A 13,627-nucleotide genomic window follows, 5' to 3' on the forward strand; every position below is an offset into this window, starting at 1 on the left:
CCGAGTTCCGGCTTAGGCCCATATGACATCCCATGAGATGACTTTCCGCATCCGCGCGGGCGCCGTCCGTGTCCACCCCGCCCGGCCTCTGACGTTCCAGAAAGCGCTTTCAAGCCCAGCCCGGCGCCCCAAGACGGCCTGCCCCACCCTCCGGCAAGCGTGGTCTCAAGCCGGTGCGCACTCCCTGCCGACACAGTCGGCATCCGCGCCGCAGGTCCTGCGGTATTCGCTGGGGCTGACCCCGTGGACTCTCTTGAAGGCCGCGCTGAAGCCGAACGCGTCCGCGTAACCGACCCGGTGCGCCACCGCGGCGACCGTCGCGGTGGATTCGGTCAGCAGATCGGCGGCCAGGGTCATCCGCCAGTCGGTCAGATAGGTCAACGGCGGCTTGCCCATCAGCTTGGCGAACCGGCCGGCCAGCGTCGTGCGCGAGACCCCCGCTTCGCCGGCCAGGGTGGCGAGCGTCCACGGCCTGCCCGGTGCGGCGTGCATGGCCCGCAGCACCGGGCCGATCACCTCGTCGCCCAACGCGCGGAACCAGCCTGGAGGCGCGGCCTCCGGTTGGTCGGACCAGCGCCGCAGCGTGCACACCAGCAGCCAGTCGAGCAGTCGGTCCAGCACCACCTGCTGCCCCGGCGCGCCCAGGGCGACCTGCGACTCCAGAAAGTCGAGAAGCGATGCGCAGCCGTCGTTTCCCGGTATCACCAGCACCGGTGGCACCACGCCGAGCAGCCGTTGTGACGCCATGGTCCGCACCTCGTACGTGCCGACCAGCAGCACCGTACGATCGGCCGGCTCCGCCCCTGTCAGTCCGGCCGATCCGGCGGACGGAGGCCGGTCGGAGAGAACGAAGGGCCCTGGCCCACGTACGATCACGGCGTCACCGACCCGCACCAGCCGCGGTTCCCCACCCTCTCCGGGGGGCCCGGGGGAGATCCAGCCCTCGCCCCGCAGCGGCACACACAGCGTCAGGGACGCCTCATCGGTGAACCGCAGTGCCCACGGCGGCGACAGCTCCGTCCGGCTGAAACCGGCCTTGTCCGCGCGGACACCCTGCAACAGATCGTCGAACGGATCCATGCGCTGCACGATAACCGTCCGACCGATCGACCAAGACGACACCACCGGGTGCCGGGGACCTGGCGGACACGACCTGTCCTCAACCCTTTCTACCGTGCGCGGTATGAACGACACCGCGCCCGGCACCCTCCCCGCCATCCGCCCCTTCCGCATCGTCATCCCGCAGTCCGACCTCGACGACCTCCGCGAGCGGCTCACCCGCACCCGCCGGCCCGATGAGCTCCCCGGCGCCGGCTGGCCCTACGGCGTGCCGCTCGACTACGTACGCGAGGTGGCGGACTACTGGGCCGGGGAGTTCGACTGGCGGGCCCGGGAAGCTCCGGCCCGATTTGAGCAACTGCGCCAGGCGCGCCTGGCGGGCTCCGTCCCGCCACACCTGCGCGACCACGGGCGCGGGCACCTGGGGCACACCGCCCGCGGTGCGCACAGCATCGAGATCCACCCAACCAGGGATCTACACAACGAATGGTTGTGCCTTCCTGTCCGATCAGTTGTTTGATCTGGGTGTCCGCTTCTCGCTTTGATGCCGGTGGTCAGAGTGTGGTCGTTCAGGCCGGCGAGAGGTGCGTTGGATATGGCGGGTAGACGGGCGCTGGGGCGGCAGTTCGGGTGGTTGTGGGCGGCGTATGCCGTCAGCTCGTACGGCACGGCGTTCGGGTTCGGTGCGCTTCCCTTGATCGCGGTCCTTGTGCTGCACTGCGGGCCGGCCCAGGTGGCGGCGCTGGCCGCCGCGGGGCGGGCAGTGGGGGCCGTGCTCGCGGTGCCGCTCGGTCCGTGGGTGGAGTTCCACCGCAAGCGGCCGGTCATGGTGGCGATGGACCTGACCCGGTTCGCCGCGTTGATGAGCGTCCCCACCGCGTTCGCCCTCGGCCGGCTCAGCTTCGCCCAGCTCCTCGTCGTCTCCGTCGTCGCCGCCGCGGCCGACATCGCCTTCAAGGCGGCGAGCGGTGCGTATCTGAAGGCGCTCGTGCCGCCGGAGGACCTGCTCGTGGCGAACGGCCGGTTCGAGTCCACGACATGGACCTCGACCACGGTCGGACCACCGCTCGGCGGGGCCGCGATCGCGGTGCTCGGCCCGATGACGACCGTGGTCGCCGACGCGGTCAGCTACCTGCTCTCGGCCCTGGGCATCCGCGCCATCGGCGGGACGGAACCACGCCCCGCGCGAACCCGGGAGCCACGACTGCGCGCCGGCGAGCTGCTCGAAGGCTGGCGCTACATCCTGGCCCACCCCGCGCTGCGCCCACTGTTCTTCAACACCATCCTGGTCAACGGCCTGATCATGGTCTCCCAGCCACTGCTCGCCGTGCTCCTGCTGCGCGGTCTCGGCTTCGCGCCCTGGCAGTACGGTCTCGTGTTCGCGGCCCCTTGCGTCGGTGGCCTCGTCGGCTCACGCCTCGCGCCCCGGCTCGTGGCGCGGTTCGGGCAGCGCGAGGTGATGCTCACCGTCGGGGCGCTGCGCGCGTGCTGGCCCCTCGGCCTGGCGTTCGTCCAGCCCGGTGTCCCCGGGATCGTACTCGTCATCGGCGTCCAACTCGGCCTGGTGACCTGCTACGGCGTGTTCAACCCGGTGCTGGCCACCTATCGGCTCGACCACACCGACCCCGGCCGGGTCGCCCGCACCCTGACCGCGTGGTCGGTCAGCAGCAGCGCCGCCATCGCGGCCCTGACCGCCGTGTGGGGTGTGCTCGCCACCATCACCAGCCCCCGCGCCGCGATCGCGATCGCCGGACTGCTCATGCTGGCAACCCCGCTCCTGCTCCCCTGGCGCGACCACACGCCACGACACGAAGGCGTCGGCCAGACACCCCCGGAAAGGAAAACACTCGCGTGAGCACTGCCCCCGCGCTCGACCCCGCACACACCGCCCTGCTCGTCATGGACTACCAGCCCGCCATCCTCGCCGTTCTGCCCGAAGACGCGGACCGCGAAGCCCTCCTGGGCCGCGTGGAAGGGGCCATCGCCGACGTTCGCGCGGGCGGCGGCACCATCGCCTACGTCCGCGTCGGCTTCACCGAAGCCGACTGGGACGCGATCCCGGCCACCAACAAGTCCTTCGCCCCGGTGGCCCAGCACCGCCTCATGCGCCACGAGGACCCTGCCGTCGCCATCCATGAACGCCTGGCTCCCCAGGAGGGCGACATCATGGTCCGTAAGATCCGCTACGGCGGCCTGTCCACCACCGACCTCGACCAGCGGCTGCGCGAGCGCGTCATCGACACTCTGGTCGTCTCCGGCATCACCACCAGCGGCGTCGTCCTGTCCACCGTCATCGATGCGGCCGACCGCGACTATCAGCTCTACGTCCTGTCCGACGGCGTCGCCGACCCGGACACCGAAGTCCACGACCTCCTGCTCCGCCAAGTGTTTCCCACCCGGGCCCACATCATCGACACCGCCGAGTTGCGCACCCTGCTGCGGGCCGGCTGATAGGCGAGTCTGGACGGCATTCGGCTCGGGACTGGGCAGGAGCGGGGGACGGTAGTCCGGTTCGGGGTCTCCCCCACCCCCTTGCAAAAAAACGCTTGCTCTACATCAAGCGTTTTTTTACAAGGGGGTGGGGGGGGGAGACCTTCTGCGGGTTGGCCTCATGGAGCAGCGCGGCGACCGACGCGCGCGCATGACGCCCACATCGGCCCAGGGGCCGTCCGGAGGTCCGGGCATCGGACCTCCGGACGGCGACGATGAGCGACCCCGCCCTCCCGTCCCCGCTACTGGCCGCTTTGCGCCGAAGGCGCGAGACGAAAGCCGCACCCGCCGGAGCCGAATGCCGCGAGACGGCGCGCAGGCGCGCACCGCTCGCCCATCTCCGCCTCCGCGTCCCACGCCGTTCGCCACATGCGGCCGACTTCAAGGTCCGATCACCGCCAGACCAGGTCGTCCCGGGGAACCAGGATCAAACGCATGACGACAGCATCCGCATCCGACTCAGTCACGGTCCTCACCGGCATGTACGCGGCCGAGGCCGCCTACCTGGCCGCCGGTGGCCCTGGCGAGGCCTCGTTTGATCCACTCGCCCCCTTCTTCTCCCCAGATGTCGTCCTGCACCAGGCCGAGGCGCTTCCGTTCGGCGGAACCTGGCGCGGCCACGAGGGCATAGAGCGCTTCTTCACCGTCATGAGCCTGACCTGGGAGGCGTTCGAGATGGTGGAGCAGGAGTTCCTGGCCACTGGCGAGACGGCGGTCGTACTCACCCAGGTCCACGCCCGTGCTCGCGCCACCGGTCACGAACTCACGTTCCCCATCCTGCAGACGGTCCTGGTGAAGGACGGGCTGATCACCGAGGTCCGCCCCTTCTACTGGGACACCGCGGCGATCGCCGAAGCCTGCGGCGTTCAGCCGGCGTGGAGCCTCACCACTCCACCTGGTACGTCCACTCGCCCACCGGTGGTGGACTGAAGACGAATGGTCGCAGCCAGGACCATCTGACCAGAACATGAACCGGCGGCTCGTCGAGGCCGTCGCCCTCACGGAGGCCGAGGGTTTCGTATTCGAACCCCCGGAAAAAGCGTGAAGCCGCCTCGTTGCCCTGAGGAACACGAACACCGGCAGCCTGCTCGCCGTTGCGCCCCATTTTGACCAAGCCCATGTTGAGTACGCCGCCAATTCCCTGGCTACGCCGGGCCGGACGCACCACCAGTTCCTCGGTGACGAACAGTCTCCAGCTCAGCCTGTCTCTACGCCGAACACGGTCGGCAAGGGCGTCACCCAGCCAGGGGCCCAGTCGGTGGACGGTTCCATGGCCGAACCCGGCCAGTTCCCCGTCGGCCCAGGCCCCGGCCCAGGTGAAGTCGTACGCACCGGAGGCGGAGATGAGGCATTCGGCGAACGCGTCGGGGTGAGCGGAAGGGGCGCCCATGGCCGCGCGGTCCGCGTAGGCCTCGGCATAGACCTCGACCAAGGCGTCGAAGAGTGACTCGACTTGGGCCGCCCCGCCCACGTGCAGGGTGAAGTGGTCGGCAGTGGCCACGGGGCCGGGCCTACCGCGCGAGCCAGTCGAACTCCCCCGCCTTCGCGCCCCGCAGAAACGCGCGGAGCGCGGCCGGGGTGGTGGCTATGACGACCTCCGGGTCGTCGCTCTCGCGGAGGTGAGGGGTGCCGGTGGGGTCGGCGGCGAGCTCTACGCAATTGGCGGCCTCGCCAGTGCTGAAACTGGACTTCCGCCATGTGAGCCGGGACATGTGCGCCTTCCTAGAGCAACTAGAGCAAGGGGTAGAGGACGTACTGGATGAGGCCCAGTGAGTCCTTCGCCCTCCGGGCCTCCGGAGCGGACGCGGCGTCGACATGAGGCAGGGCCAGCTCGGCCAGTTTGCCGAACGTCTCCCGGTATCCGCCGACCACCTCTTGGTCGCCCACGTACTCGGACATGCCCAGCTGGTCGACGGATACCGTACTCAACTCGGTCACGTTCGGCTCGATCACCATGAACGCGTGGTTGAAGGCGACGCCGCGCTCGATGTCGAGCGGGAACACTTGGATCGTCACGTTGGGGAGGCGGGACATCTCGATCAGATGCAGGAGCTGATCGCGCATCACCGTTCGGCCACCCCAATGCACGCGTAGCGCCGACTCATGGACGATCGCATGGAGGCGTGGAGCACGCTCGCCCACCAGCACTTTCTGGCGCTCCTTCCGGAACTCGACTGCCTGATCGCGCACGGACTGCGGGCTCTCGACATAGCTGCCGCCGTGGATCGCGGTGGCGTAACCGCTGGTCTGAAGCAACCCAGGCACGTACATCGGCTCGTAGTTCCAGAGGTCGACCGCACCGGCCTCCAACTCTGCGAGGTCGAGGTGGGACGGACTCAGCACCCCGCGGTAGCGGCTCCACCAGCCTTTCCCCGAATCCTGAGCCATGTCCTGAAGCGCGTCAACGTAGGCACCACTCATGTCACCTACAGCCTGCGCGAGCGCACGGACTCGCTCCGGGGACATCCCCGTCCGTCCGGCCTCGATCTTGCTGAGCTGTGGCTGCCGCATGCCGAGCAGAGCCGCGCCGTCCGCCACGGACATTCCCGCATGCTCACGCATTTTGCGCAGCTCAGCGCCGAAACGTCGCTGACGATACGTCGGGTTGGCCCTCAGCCCCATATGCCCCTCCCTGGCTCTCCGCGCGTGCAGTGTCGCTCAGCGCCATCGCGCTCGTCCACTTCTTCAACACCGGTTCGATGGAGCAGGTTGAATACATGACGCCTCTCACATTACCTTGAGTATGGCGCCAGTCACAGAAGGCACTCACCTGGAGGCTGCCACATGCGCACGCCCGAAGAGCCCTGGTCCTACGGCCTGTTCATCCCCCACGACCCCCGCGCCGTGGGCGTCGTCCGGGCCACCATCCGCCACGTCCTCAAAGCGGCCCGCCTCGACTGCATCGTCGACACGGCCGAACTCCTCGTGTCCGAGCTGGTGACGAACGCGTACCGCAACACCGAGACCGACGCGTACGTCAGCATGGACTGGGAGCCGACGCCGCCGGACTTCCGCGTCACCGTGTGGGACTCGGGCTGCGGCCTGCCGCAGCCGGTGACGGCCGATGCCGACGACGAGAACGGCCGGGGACTCACGCTCGTCGAGTCCTGCTCCAACGCGTGGGGCGTGCACGACTACACCGACAAGGACGCGGGCGTCACCGGGAAGGCCGTGTGGTTCACGCTGGCCCCGCCGACACCCGCGATGGGGCAGACTGGGCAATCGTCGACCCGCACTGGCCACCGTATGTGGACGGCCTACGGCACACCGGAGGAGACAGCGCCGTGAGCACTCAGCCCATAGAGGACTCCCACCACGACGAGCCGCTGTTCCCCATGCCGCCGCTGACCGAGCAGGCGCTGCGCGTCGCCGTGCGCTCCCTGGACCTCAGCGCGGCTGTCCGGTTCGAGGAAGAATTCCACAGCGCCTGGCAAGAGGCGGTGCAGACCGACAGCACCGTCCCCATGCACACCTTCCTGCACCGCTGGGGAGTGTTCGTGGCGCTGCGGCGCTACCCGGACCGGGCTCGGCGGCTCCACGAGTTGGAGGCTGCCGTCGCTGAGGCGCCCACCATCGAAGACGCCCGACAGGCCTCGGCCGAGATCGGAAAGCTGCTGGACGCCGCGCGCCGCGAGGTCGCCGCATGAGCGATTGGACCTGGGAGTACCTACCCGATGCCGAAAACGTGGTGGGCGGCTTGGACCCCCAGATCAAGCACGACGTGGAACGGCTTGCTCAGCGGCTGGCCGACGCCGCTGCCGTCAAGTACCTCGGTGATCCACCGGTCCATGAATCCGGGGTGTCGGGATTACTCGACCACGCAGAGGGCCGACTGATCGTCTGGTACCAGGAGCACCGTCGCTTCACCACCGTCTTCATCATCCGGGTGCAGCATTGGCCCGAAACAAGCGGGTCCTGAACAACGCCGAGGGCCGTCCGGACCATCCACACGGTCCGGACGGCCCTCGGCGTGGCCGAACAGGAAAACGCTACGCGTGCACGACGTCCTTCTCCTCCGCGAAGTGGCACGCCGACTCGTGCGCCGCAGGCGTGTCCGTGCCCGCGAAGCGCTCGGGGATGGCGAGCAGCGGGACCTCCTTGGCGCACTTGTCCTCGGCCTTCCAGCAGCGGGTGCGGAAGCGGCAGCCGGAGGGCGGGTTGGCCGGGGAGGGGACGTCGCCGGCGAGGATGATGCGCTCGCGGCCCTCCCGGGCCCCCGGGTCGGGGACCGGGACGGCGGACAGCAGGGCCTGGGTGTACGGGTGGGTCGGGTGGTCGTAGATCTCGGTGTCGGAGCCGATCTCGGCCATCTTGCCCAGGTACATCACGCCGACGCGGTCGGAGATGTGGCGCACGATGGACAGGTCGTGGGCGATGAAGAGGTAGGAGAGGTTGAACTCGTCCTGGAGCTTCTCCATCAGGTTGATGACCTGTGCCTGCACCGACACGTCCAGCGCGGAGACCGGCTCGTCGCAGATGATGATCTCCGGGTTGAGGGCCAGCCCGCGCGCGATGCCGATGCGCTGGCGCTGGCCGCCGGAGAACTGGTGCGGATAGCGGTTGATGTACTCGGGATTGAGCCCGACCACATCCAGCAAGTCCTGCACCTTGCGGCGGCGGTCGCCCTTCGGGGCCACCTCGGGGTGGATCTCGAAGGGCTCACCGATGATGTCGCCCACCGTCATCCGGGGGTTCAGCGAGGTGTACGGATCCTGGAACACCATCTGGATGTTGCGCCGGACCGCCTTCAAGGCCCGCCCCGACAGCCTGGTGATGTCCTGGCCCTTGTAGAAGACCTCGCCCGCGGTCGCGGTCTCCAGGGTCATCAGCAGCTTGGCGACGGTCGACTTGCCGCAGCCGGACTCGCCGACGATGCCGAGGGTCTCGCCCTGGTAGAGGTCGAAGGACACGCCGTCGACGGCCTTGACCGCGCCGATCTGGCGCTTGAAGAGGATGCCCTGGGTCAGCGGGAAGTGCTTGACCAGGTTTCGCACCTGAAGGATGGGCTCGCCGCGCTCGACGGGGGCGTCGATGGCGGCGACGGCCGCCTCCTCGGTGGCGGCCTCGACGACCTCGACCTCGGTGACGTTGGGGGTGGCGTCGGCAGGGGTGGCGTCCACGGCCTCGTGGGTCTTCTCGGTGTCAGCCATGGATCGTCTCCTTCCAGAAGTGGCACGCGCTGCCACGGCCCGGCAGCGGGGTGCCGTCCTGCTCGGTGACCGGCTCCAGCACAGGGACGTCGGTGCGGCAGATGTCCTGCGCCTTGGGGCAGCGCGGGTTGAAGGCGCAGCCCGGCGGGATGTTGAGCAGGTTGGGCGGCAGGCCCTTGATCGCGTAGAGCTCCTGGCCCTTGCGGTCCAGGCGCGGGATCGACTCCAGCAGGCCCTGGGTGTACGGGTGGGCCGGGCGCTTGTAGAGCTCGTGGACCGGGGCGGTCTCAACGATCCGGCCCGCGTACATCACCGCGATCTTGTCGGCGACGTCGGCGACGACGCCGAGGTCGTGGGTGATGAGGATCAGGCCCATGTTGTACTCGCGCTGGAGCTCCGCGAGCAGGTCCATGACCTGGGCCTGGACGGTCACGTCCAGGGCGGTGGTCGGCTCGTCCGCGATGATCAGGTCCGGCTCCAGCGCCAGCGCCATGGCGATCATGATGCGCTGGCGCATACCGCCGGAGAACTGGTGCGGATAGTCACCCACCCGCTCCCTCGCCGCCGGGATGCGCACCCGGTCCATCAGCTCGATGGCCTTGGCCTTGGCCGCCTTCTTGGACAGACCCTGGTGGACCCGGAACATCTCGCCGAGCTGGTAGCCGACGGAGAGCACCGGGTTCAGCGAGGAGAGCGCGTCCTGGAAGATCATGGCGATCTTCCGGCCGCGGATCTTGCGGCGCTCCTCGTTGGTCATGGTGAGCATGTCTTCGCCGCGGAACAGGATCTGGCCCTGCGGGATCTTCCCGGGCGGCATGTCGAGGATGCCCATGATGGCCTGGGCGGTCACCGACTTGCCGGAGCCGGACTCGCCGAGAACGGCGAGGGTCTCGCCCGCGTGGACGCTGTAGTTGACGCCGTTGACGGCCTTGGCGACACCGTCCCGGGTGTGGAACTCCACGTGCAGGTCGCGGACTTCCAGCAGCGGGGTGCCGTCGTCGCTCTCACGCTGCCCGGCGGGGGCGCTCGCGGTCTTCTCGATAGTGGTCACGTACGCCCTCCTCAGCGCAGCTTGGGGTCGAGGGCGTCGCGCACCGCGTCGCCGAGCATGATGAACGCGAAGACGGTGAGGCTCAGCATCCCCGCCGGGAACAGCATCACATGCGGGTTGTCACGGATGGCGTCCTTGGCCGACGAAATGTCGATGCCCCAGGAGATCGCCGGGTCGGCGAGGCCGAGGCCCAGGAACGACAGGGTGGCCTCGGCCGAGATGTAGGTGCCGAGCGAGATCGTGGCCACGACGATGGTCGGGGCGATCGCGTTCGGCAGCACGTGCCGCAGCAGGATCCGCCCGGTCCCGGCGCCGAGGGCGCGCGCCGCCACCACGTAGTCCGTCTGCTTGGCGGTGATCACCGAGCTGCGCGTCACCCGCGCGATGGTGGTCCAGCCAAGGAAGGCCAGGGCGCCGATGACGACGTACACCTTCCGCTCGGTGAAGGCGTTCATCACGACCATGGTGCCGAGCAGGAACGGCAGGCCGAAGAAGATGTCGGTGATCCGGGAGAGGATCGCGTCGACCCAGCCTCCGAAGTAGCCGGCCACCATGCCGAACGTCCCACCGACGAGCGTCACCACGGCGGTGGTACCGATACCGACCAGAACCGAGGCACGGGTGCCGTAGATGACACGCGCGTAGATGGAGCGGCCCTGGCCGTCGTAGCCGAACCAGTCGGCCTGGAAGAAGTGCGTCAGCTCCGGCTTGGTCAGGAAGTGGTTGGTCAGGTCGCCGTCGCGCGGGTCGGCGCCGGTGAACAGACCGGGGAAGGCGGCGATGGTGAGCAGCAGCACCAGCAGGACCGCCGAGATCCAGAACATCGGCCGGTGGCGCAGGTCGTACCAGGCGTCGCCCCACAGGGAGCGCGGCTTGCCCTGGGGGGCGGGACCGGCGGCCGGGGCGGCGACCGGCTCGGCCGGCGGGGCCACCGCGTCGACCGCCGTGTCGGTCTTGGTCTTGGTCACGTCAGGCATAACGGATCCTCGGGTCCAAGACCGCGTACAGCAGGTCGATCAGCAGGTTGATCAGCAGGATGATGAGGACGAAGACCGTGACGGTGCCGACGATCGTGGAGCCCTCACGCTGTCCGAGCGCGTTGTAGAGCAGGTTCCCGACGCCCTGGACGTTGAAGATGCCTTCGGTCACGACCGCGCCGCCGATCAAGCCGCCCACGTCGGCGCCCAGGAAGGTGATCACCGGGATGAGCGAGTTGCGCAGCAGGTGGACCCCGATGACGCGGCGGCGCGGCAGGCCCTTGGCGACCGCGGTGCGCATGTAGTCGGCGCGCAGGTTCTCCGCGAAGGTGGTGCGGGTCAGCCGGGCCACATACGCCATGGACAGCATCGCGAGGACGAAGCCGGGCAGTAGCAGTTGCTCCAGGTTGGTGGAGTCCTGGACGTTGGGCGGCAGCCACTTGAGCTCGTCCGCGAAGAGGAACCGGGCGAGGTAGCCGAGGACGAACACCGGCATCGAGATGACGATGAGGGTGAAGATGAGGACGCCGGTGTCGACGGCCTTGCCGGCCTTGAGCCCGGCCCAGGCGCCGAGGCCGATGCCGACGATCATCTCGATGGCGACGGCCACCGCCGTGAGGCGGAGGGTCACCGGGAATGCCTCGCCCATCACGTCAGTGACCTGGCGGCCACCGAACGTCTTGCCGAAGTCACCCTGGAACAGGTTGACCATGTAGTCGTAGTACTGATGCGGGAGGGACTTGTCCAGCCCGAACTCATGGCGCAGTGACGCGACCTGTGCGGGGTCCGCGGCCTTCTCGCCCCACATCGCTCTGATGGGGTCGCCGGGAAGGACGTGGACCATAAGGAAAATCAACAGAGTTGTCCCGATGAATACCGGGATCATCTGGAGCAGTCGCCTGACGACGTAGCGCCCCATTTTGCCTCCATGCCGTTGGGGGGCGGCGAAGGCCTCGTCTCGTCTGCAGCCACCGAGCGGGGGGACAAGGGGCGGGGCCTTGACGCCTGCGAGCCGGTGCCGCCGCTCCCCGGGTGGAGAGCGGACGGCACCGGCAGGCGGTCCCGATGCTTACTTCTTCTTCAGCTGGACCTGGGTGAAGATGGGGTCACCGTCCTGGCCGTACGGGATCTTCCCGAGGACCTTGTTGGACTGACCACTGTTGACCTTGTAGAACCACAGCGGGATCGCCGGCATGTCCTTGGCGAGGAGCTGCTCCGCCTGCTGGTACAGCTTCACCGTCTCGTCGAGCGTCGGGGCCTCGTCGGCCTTCTTGCTCAGCTTGTCGAACTCCTTGTTGGAGTAGCCGCTGGTGTTACCGGCGGCGGTGGTGCTGTACAGGTCGCGCATGAAGTTGGAGTTGACCGGGTAGTCGAGCACCCATCCACCGCGGTACATCGACTTGACCTGGTGCTTGTCACGGGCGTTCAGGTCGGCCTGGAAGTCCGGCTTGGAGTCGCCGATGCACTCGACCTGGACGGCCTTGCGGATGCTGTTGCAGACCGCGTCGACCCACTCCTTGTGCGGCTGGTCGGCGTTGTACTGGATGGAGATCTTGTTGCCCGGGACACCGCCGCCCTCCTTGATGAGGGCCTTGGCCTTCGCCGGGTCGTAGGTGACCTGATCCTTGAGCGCGCCCGCCTTGTAGCCGAGCACGCCACGGGCGACGTAGCTGTCGGCGGGGGCGCGGGTGCCGTGGAGCACGGTCTTGGTGATCGTGTCACGGTCGATCGCCATCGACAGGCCCTGGATGACCTTGGGGTCGATGTCCTTGAACTGCTTGGTGTAGAAGGCCGGGACGATCGACTGGACCGCCGAGTACTCCAGCTCGATCGCGCGCTTGCCCAGGTCGCTCCGGTAGTTGGTGAGCGCGGTGGTGGGGATCTGCTCGATCCAGTCCAGGGTGTTGGAGCGCAGTGCGGAGTAGGCGGCGTCGGCGGTGGTGTAGTTCGCGAAGTCGATGCCGCCGTTCTTCGCCTTGTCCGGGCCCTTGTAGTCCGCGAACGTCCGGACCTTGATCAGCTTCTTGTGGTCCCAGGAGACGAACTTGTAGGGGCCGTTGCCGATCGGGTGCTCACCGGCGGCCTTGGGGTCCTTGAAGAACTCCTTGGGCAGCGGGGACCAGACGTCATAGCCGAGCTTGTAGGCGAAGTACGAGACCGGGCCGGCCAGCTCGATCTTGAACTCGTTGTCGTTGACGACCTTCAGACCGGACATCTTGTCCGACTTGGGCGCACCCTTCTCCGGGTGGACGTCCGCGTAGCCCTTGATGTCCTGGAACCAGCTGGAGTTGGTCTGGTTGTTCTTGACGTTGGCCGACCAGTTCCAGGAGTCCACATAGGACTGGGCCGTGACCTTCTCGCCGTTGTGGAACGTCCAGCCCGGCTTGAGCTTGACGGTCCAGACGGAGGAGTCCTTGTTCGGGGTGACGGACTCAGCGTTGACGTAGGTGAGCTTGCCGGTGCCCGGCTCATAGCCCACCAGCTGGGAGAAGACCGCCCGGATGACGCGGCTGCCCTGGCTCTCCTTGGCGTTCGCCGGCTGCAGCGGGTTCTGCGGCTCGCTCAGCTGGGCGGTCAGGATCCCCTTCGGGTCCGCCGCGCCCTTGTTCATGTCGTTGTCGCCGCTGTCACTGCCGCCGTCGTCGCCACCACAGGCGGTTGCGGCCAGCGCCACAACCGCGGCCAACGCGACCCACTTGGCGCTCTTGGCACCGCGCATGGGTTTGCCTCCTCAGGAGTCCACTGTCACTACGAAAAAGGGGCCGCCGGAGACACGCTGACACCCCTGACAGCGAAAGGGACCGGAACCCCCCGTGTGCTCGTAGGCCCGCACTCCCCACAGCGCGTGACCCATCGACCCGAGCCCAACGAACCCCATAATTGAGCACGGCAGTCCCGTT

General features: G+C 68.1%; 16 protein-coding genes. 7 read left to right on the top strand and 9 right to left on the bottom strand.

Going from position 1 to position 13,627, the window contains the following annotated elements; genetic code table 11:
- Nucleotides 1-165: 165 nt before the first annotated feature.
- Complete coding sequence (locus ACWY4P_RS19595; RefSeq protein WP_456211837.1) at nt 166-1,080, bottom strand: AraC family transcriptional regulator; 915 nt, start codon at nt 1,078-1,080, stop codon at nt 166-168.
- 103 nt (nt 1,081-1,183) lie between these two features.
- Between ACWY4P_RS19595 and ACWY4P_RS19600 the strand changes: the two genes are divergently transcribed.
- From ACWY4P_RS19600 to ACWY4P_RS19615, 4 genes are all read left to right on the top strand, one after another.
- The gene (locus tag ACWY4P_RS19600; protein ID WP_456211838.1) at nt 1,184-1,579 is read left to right on the top strand and encodes an epoxide hydrolase N-terminal domain-containing protein; all 396 of its coding nucleotides are present in this window, start codon (nt 1,184-1,186) and stop codon (nt 1,577-1,579) included.
- Nucleotides 1,580-1,654: 75 nt separating this feature from the next.
- Nucleotides 1,655-2,914: an MFS transporter gene (locus ACWY4P_RS19605; RefSeq protein ID WP_456211839.1), complete on the top strand. Its 1,260-nt coding sequence runs from the start codon at nt 1,655-1,657 to the stop codon at nt 2,912-2,914.
- Nucleotides 2,911-3,510 (top strand): cysteine hydrolase, encoded by a 600-nt coding sequence (locus ACWY4P_RS19610; protein WP_456211840.1) that lies wholly within the window; start codon nt 2,911-2,913, stop codon nt 3,508-3,510. The genes ACWY4P_RS19605 and ACWY4P_RS19610 overlap by 4 nt, the downstream gene beginning before the upstream one ends.
- Before the next feature lie 474 nt (nt 3,511-3,984).
- Nucleotides 3,985-4,479: a nuclear transport factor 2 family protein gene (locus ACWY4P_RS19615; RefSeq protein WP_456211841.1), complete on the top strand. Its 495-nt coding sequence runs from the start codon at nt 3,985-3,987 to the stop codon at nt 4,477-4,479.
- On the opposite strand, the gene ACWY4P_RS19620 is transcribed toward ACWY4P_RS19615, so the two are convergent.
- From ACWY4P_RS19620 to ACWY4P_RS19630, 3 genes are read right to left on the bottom strand one after another with little or no spacing between them, the layout of a single operon-like run.
- Entirely contained in the window at nt 4,433-5,050 is a 618-nt protein-coding gene (locus tag ACWY4P_RS19620; RefSeq protein WP_456211842.1) for a hypothetical protein, read from the bottom strand. The two genes, ACWY4P_RS19615 and ACWY4P_RS19620, sit on opposite strands and share 47 nt — an antisense overlap.
- A gap of 10 nt (nt 5,051-5,060) precedes the next feature.
- Complete coding sequence (locus ACWY4P_RS19625; RefSeq protein ID WP_456211843.1) at nt 5,061-5,261, bottom strand: DUF397 domain-containing protein; 201 nt, start codon at nt 5,259-5,261, stop codon at nt 5,061-5,063.
- 19 nt (nt 5,262-5,280) lie between these two features.
- Nucleotides 5,281-6,171, bottom strand: a complete 891-nt coding sequence (locus ACWY4P_RS19630) for a helix-turn-helix domain-containing protein (RefSeq protein WP_456211844.1) — start codon at nt 6,169-6,171, stop codon at nt 5,281-5,283.
- Nucleotides 6,172-6,333: 162 nt separating this feature from the next.
- Between ACWY4P_RS19630 and ACWY4P_RS19635 the strand changes: the two genes are divergently transcribed.
- Genes ACWY4P_RS19635 through ACWY4P_RS19645 form a run of 3 tightly spaced genes read left to right on the top strand, consistent with a single transcriptional unit; the run spans nt 6,334 to nt 7,468 of the window.
- Nucleotides 6,334-6,837: an ATP-binding protein gene (locus tag ACWY4P_RS19635; RefSeq protein ID WP_456211845.1), complete on the top strand. Its 504-nt coding sequence runs from the start codon at nt 6,334-6,336 to the stop codon at nt 6,835-6,837.
- Complete coding sequence (locus ACWY4P_RS19640; RefSeq protein ID WP_456211846.1) at nt 6,834-7,196, top strand: hypothetical protein; 363 nt, start codon at nt 6,834-6,836, stop codon at nt 7,194-7,196. Before ACWY4P_RS19635 ends, ACWY4P_RS19640 begins: the two co-directional genes overlap by 4 nt.
- Nucleotides 7,193-7,468, top strand: coding sequence for a hypothetical protein (locus tag ACWY4P_RS19645; protein WP_456211847.1), 276 nt, complete (start codon nt 7,193-7,195; stop codon nt 7,466-7,468). The genes ACWY4P_RS19640 and ACWY4P_RS19645 overlap by 4 nt, the downstream gene beginning before the upstream one ends.
- A 70-nt stretch (nt 7,469-7,538) precedes the next feature.
- On the opposite strand, the gene ACWY4P_RS19650 is transcribed toward ACWY4P_RS19645, so the two are convergent.
- The 5 genes from ACWY4P_RS19650 to ACWY4P_RS19670 form a co-directional block, all read right to left on the bottom strand.
- Complete coding sequence (locus ACWY4P_RS19650) at nt 7,539-8,699, bottom strand: ABC transporter ATP-binding protein (protein WP_456211848.1); 1,161 nt, start codon at nt 8,697-8,699, stop codon at nt 7,539-7,541.
- Nucleotides 8,692-9,750, bottom strand: coding sequence for an ABC transporter ATP-binding protein (locus tag ACWY4P_RS19655; protein WP_456211849.1), 1,059 nt, complete (start codon nt 9,748-9,750; stop codon nt 8,692-8,694). Before ACWY4P_RS19655 ends, ACWY4P_RS19650 begins: the two co-directional genes overlap by 8 nt.
- A gap of 11 nt (nt 9,751-9,761) precedes the next feature.
- Nucleotides 9,762-10,727 (bottom strand): ABC transporter permease, encoded by a 966-nt coding sequence (locus ACWY4P_RS19660; protein ID WP_456211850.1) that lies wholly within the window; start codon nt 10,725-10,727, stop codon nt 9,762-9,764.
- Nucleotides 10,720-11,646 carry an ABC transporter permease gene (locus ACWY4P_RS19665; RefSeq protein WP_456211851.1) on the bottom strand — a complete coding sequence of 309 codons (927 nt, stop codon included), beginning with the start codon at nt 11,644-11,646 and terminating at the stop codon, nt 10,720-10,722. The genes ACWY4P_RS19660 and ACWY4P_RS19665 overlap by 8 nt, the downstream gene beginning before the upstream one ends.
- 150 nt (nt 11,647-11,796) lie before the next feature.
- Complete coding sequence (locus tag ACWY4P_RS19670; protein WP_456211852.1) at nt 11,797-13,446, bottom strand: peptide ABC transporter substrate-binding protein; 1,650 nt, start codon at nt 13,444-13,446, stop codon at nt 11,797-11,799.
- Between the last annotated feature and the right edge of the window lie 181 nt (nt 13,447-13,627).

Source organism: Streptomyces sp. LZ34 (genome assembly GCF_053890475.1).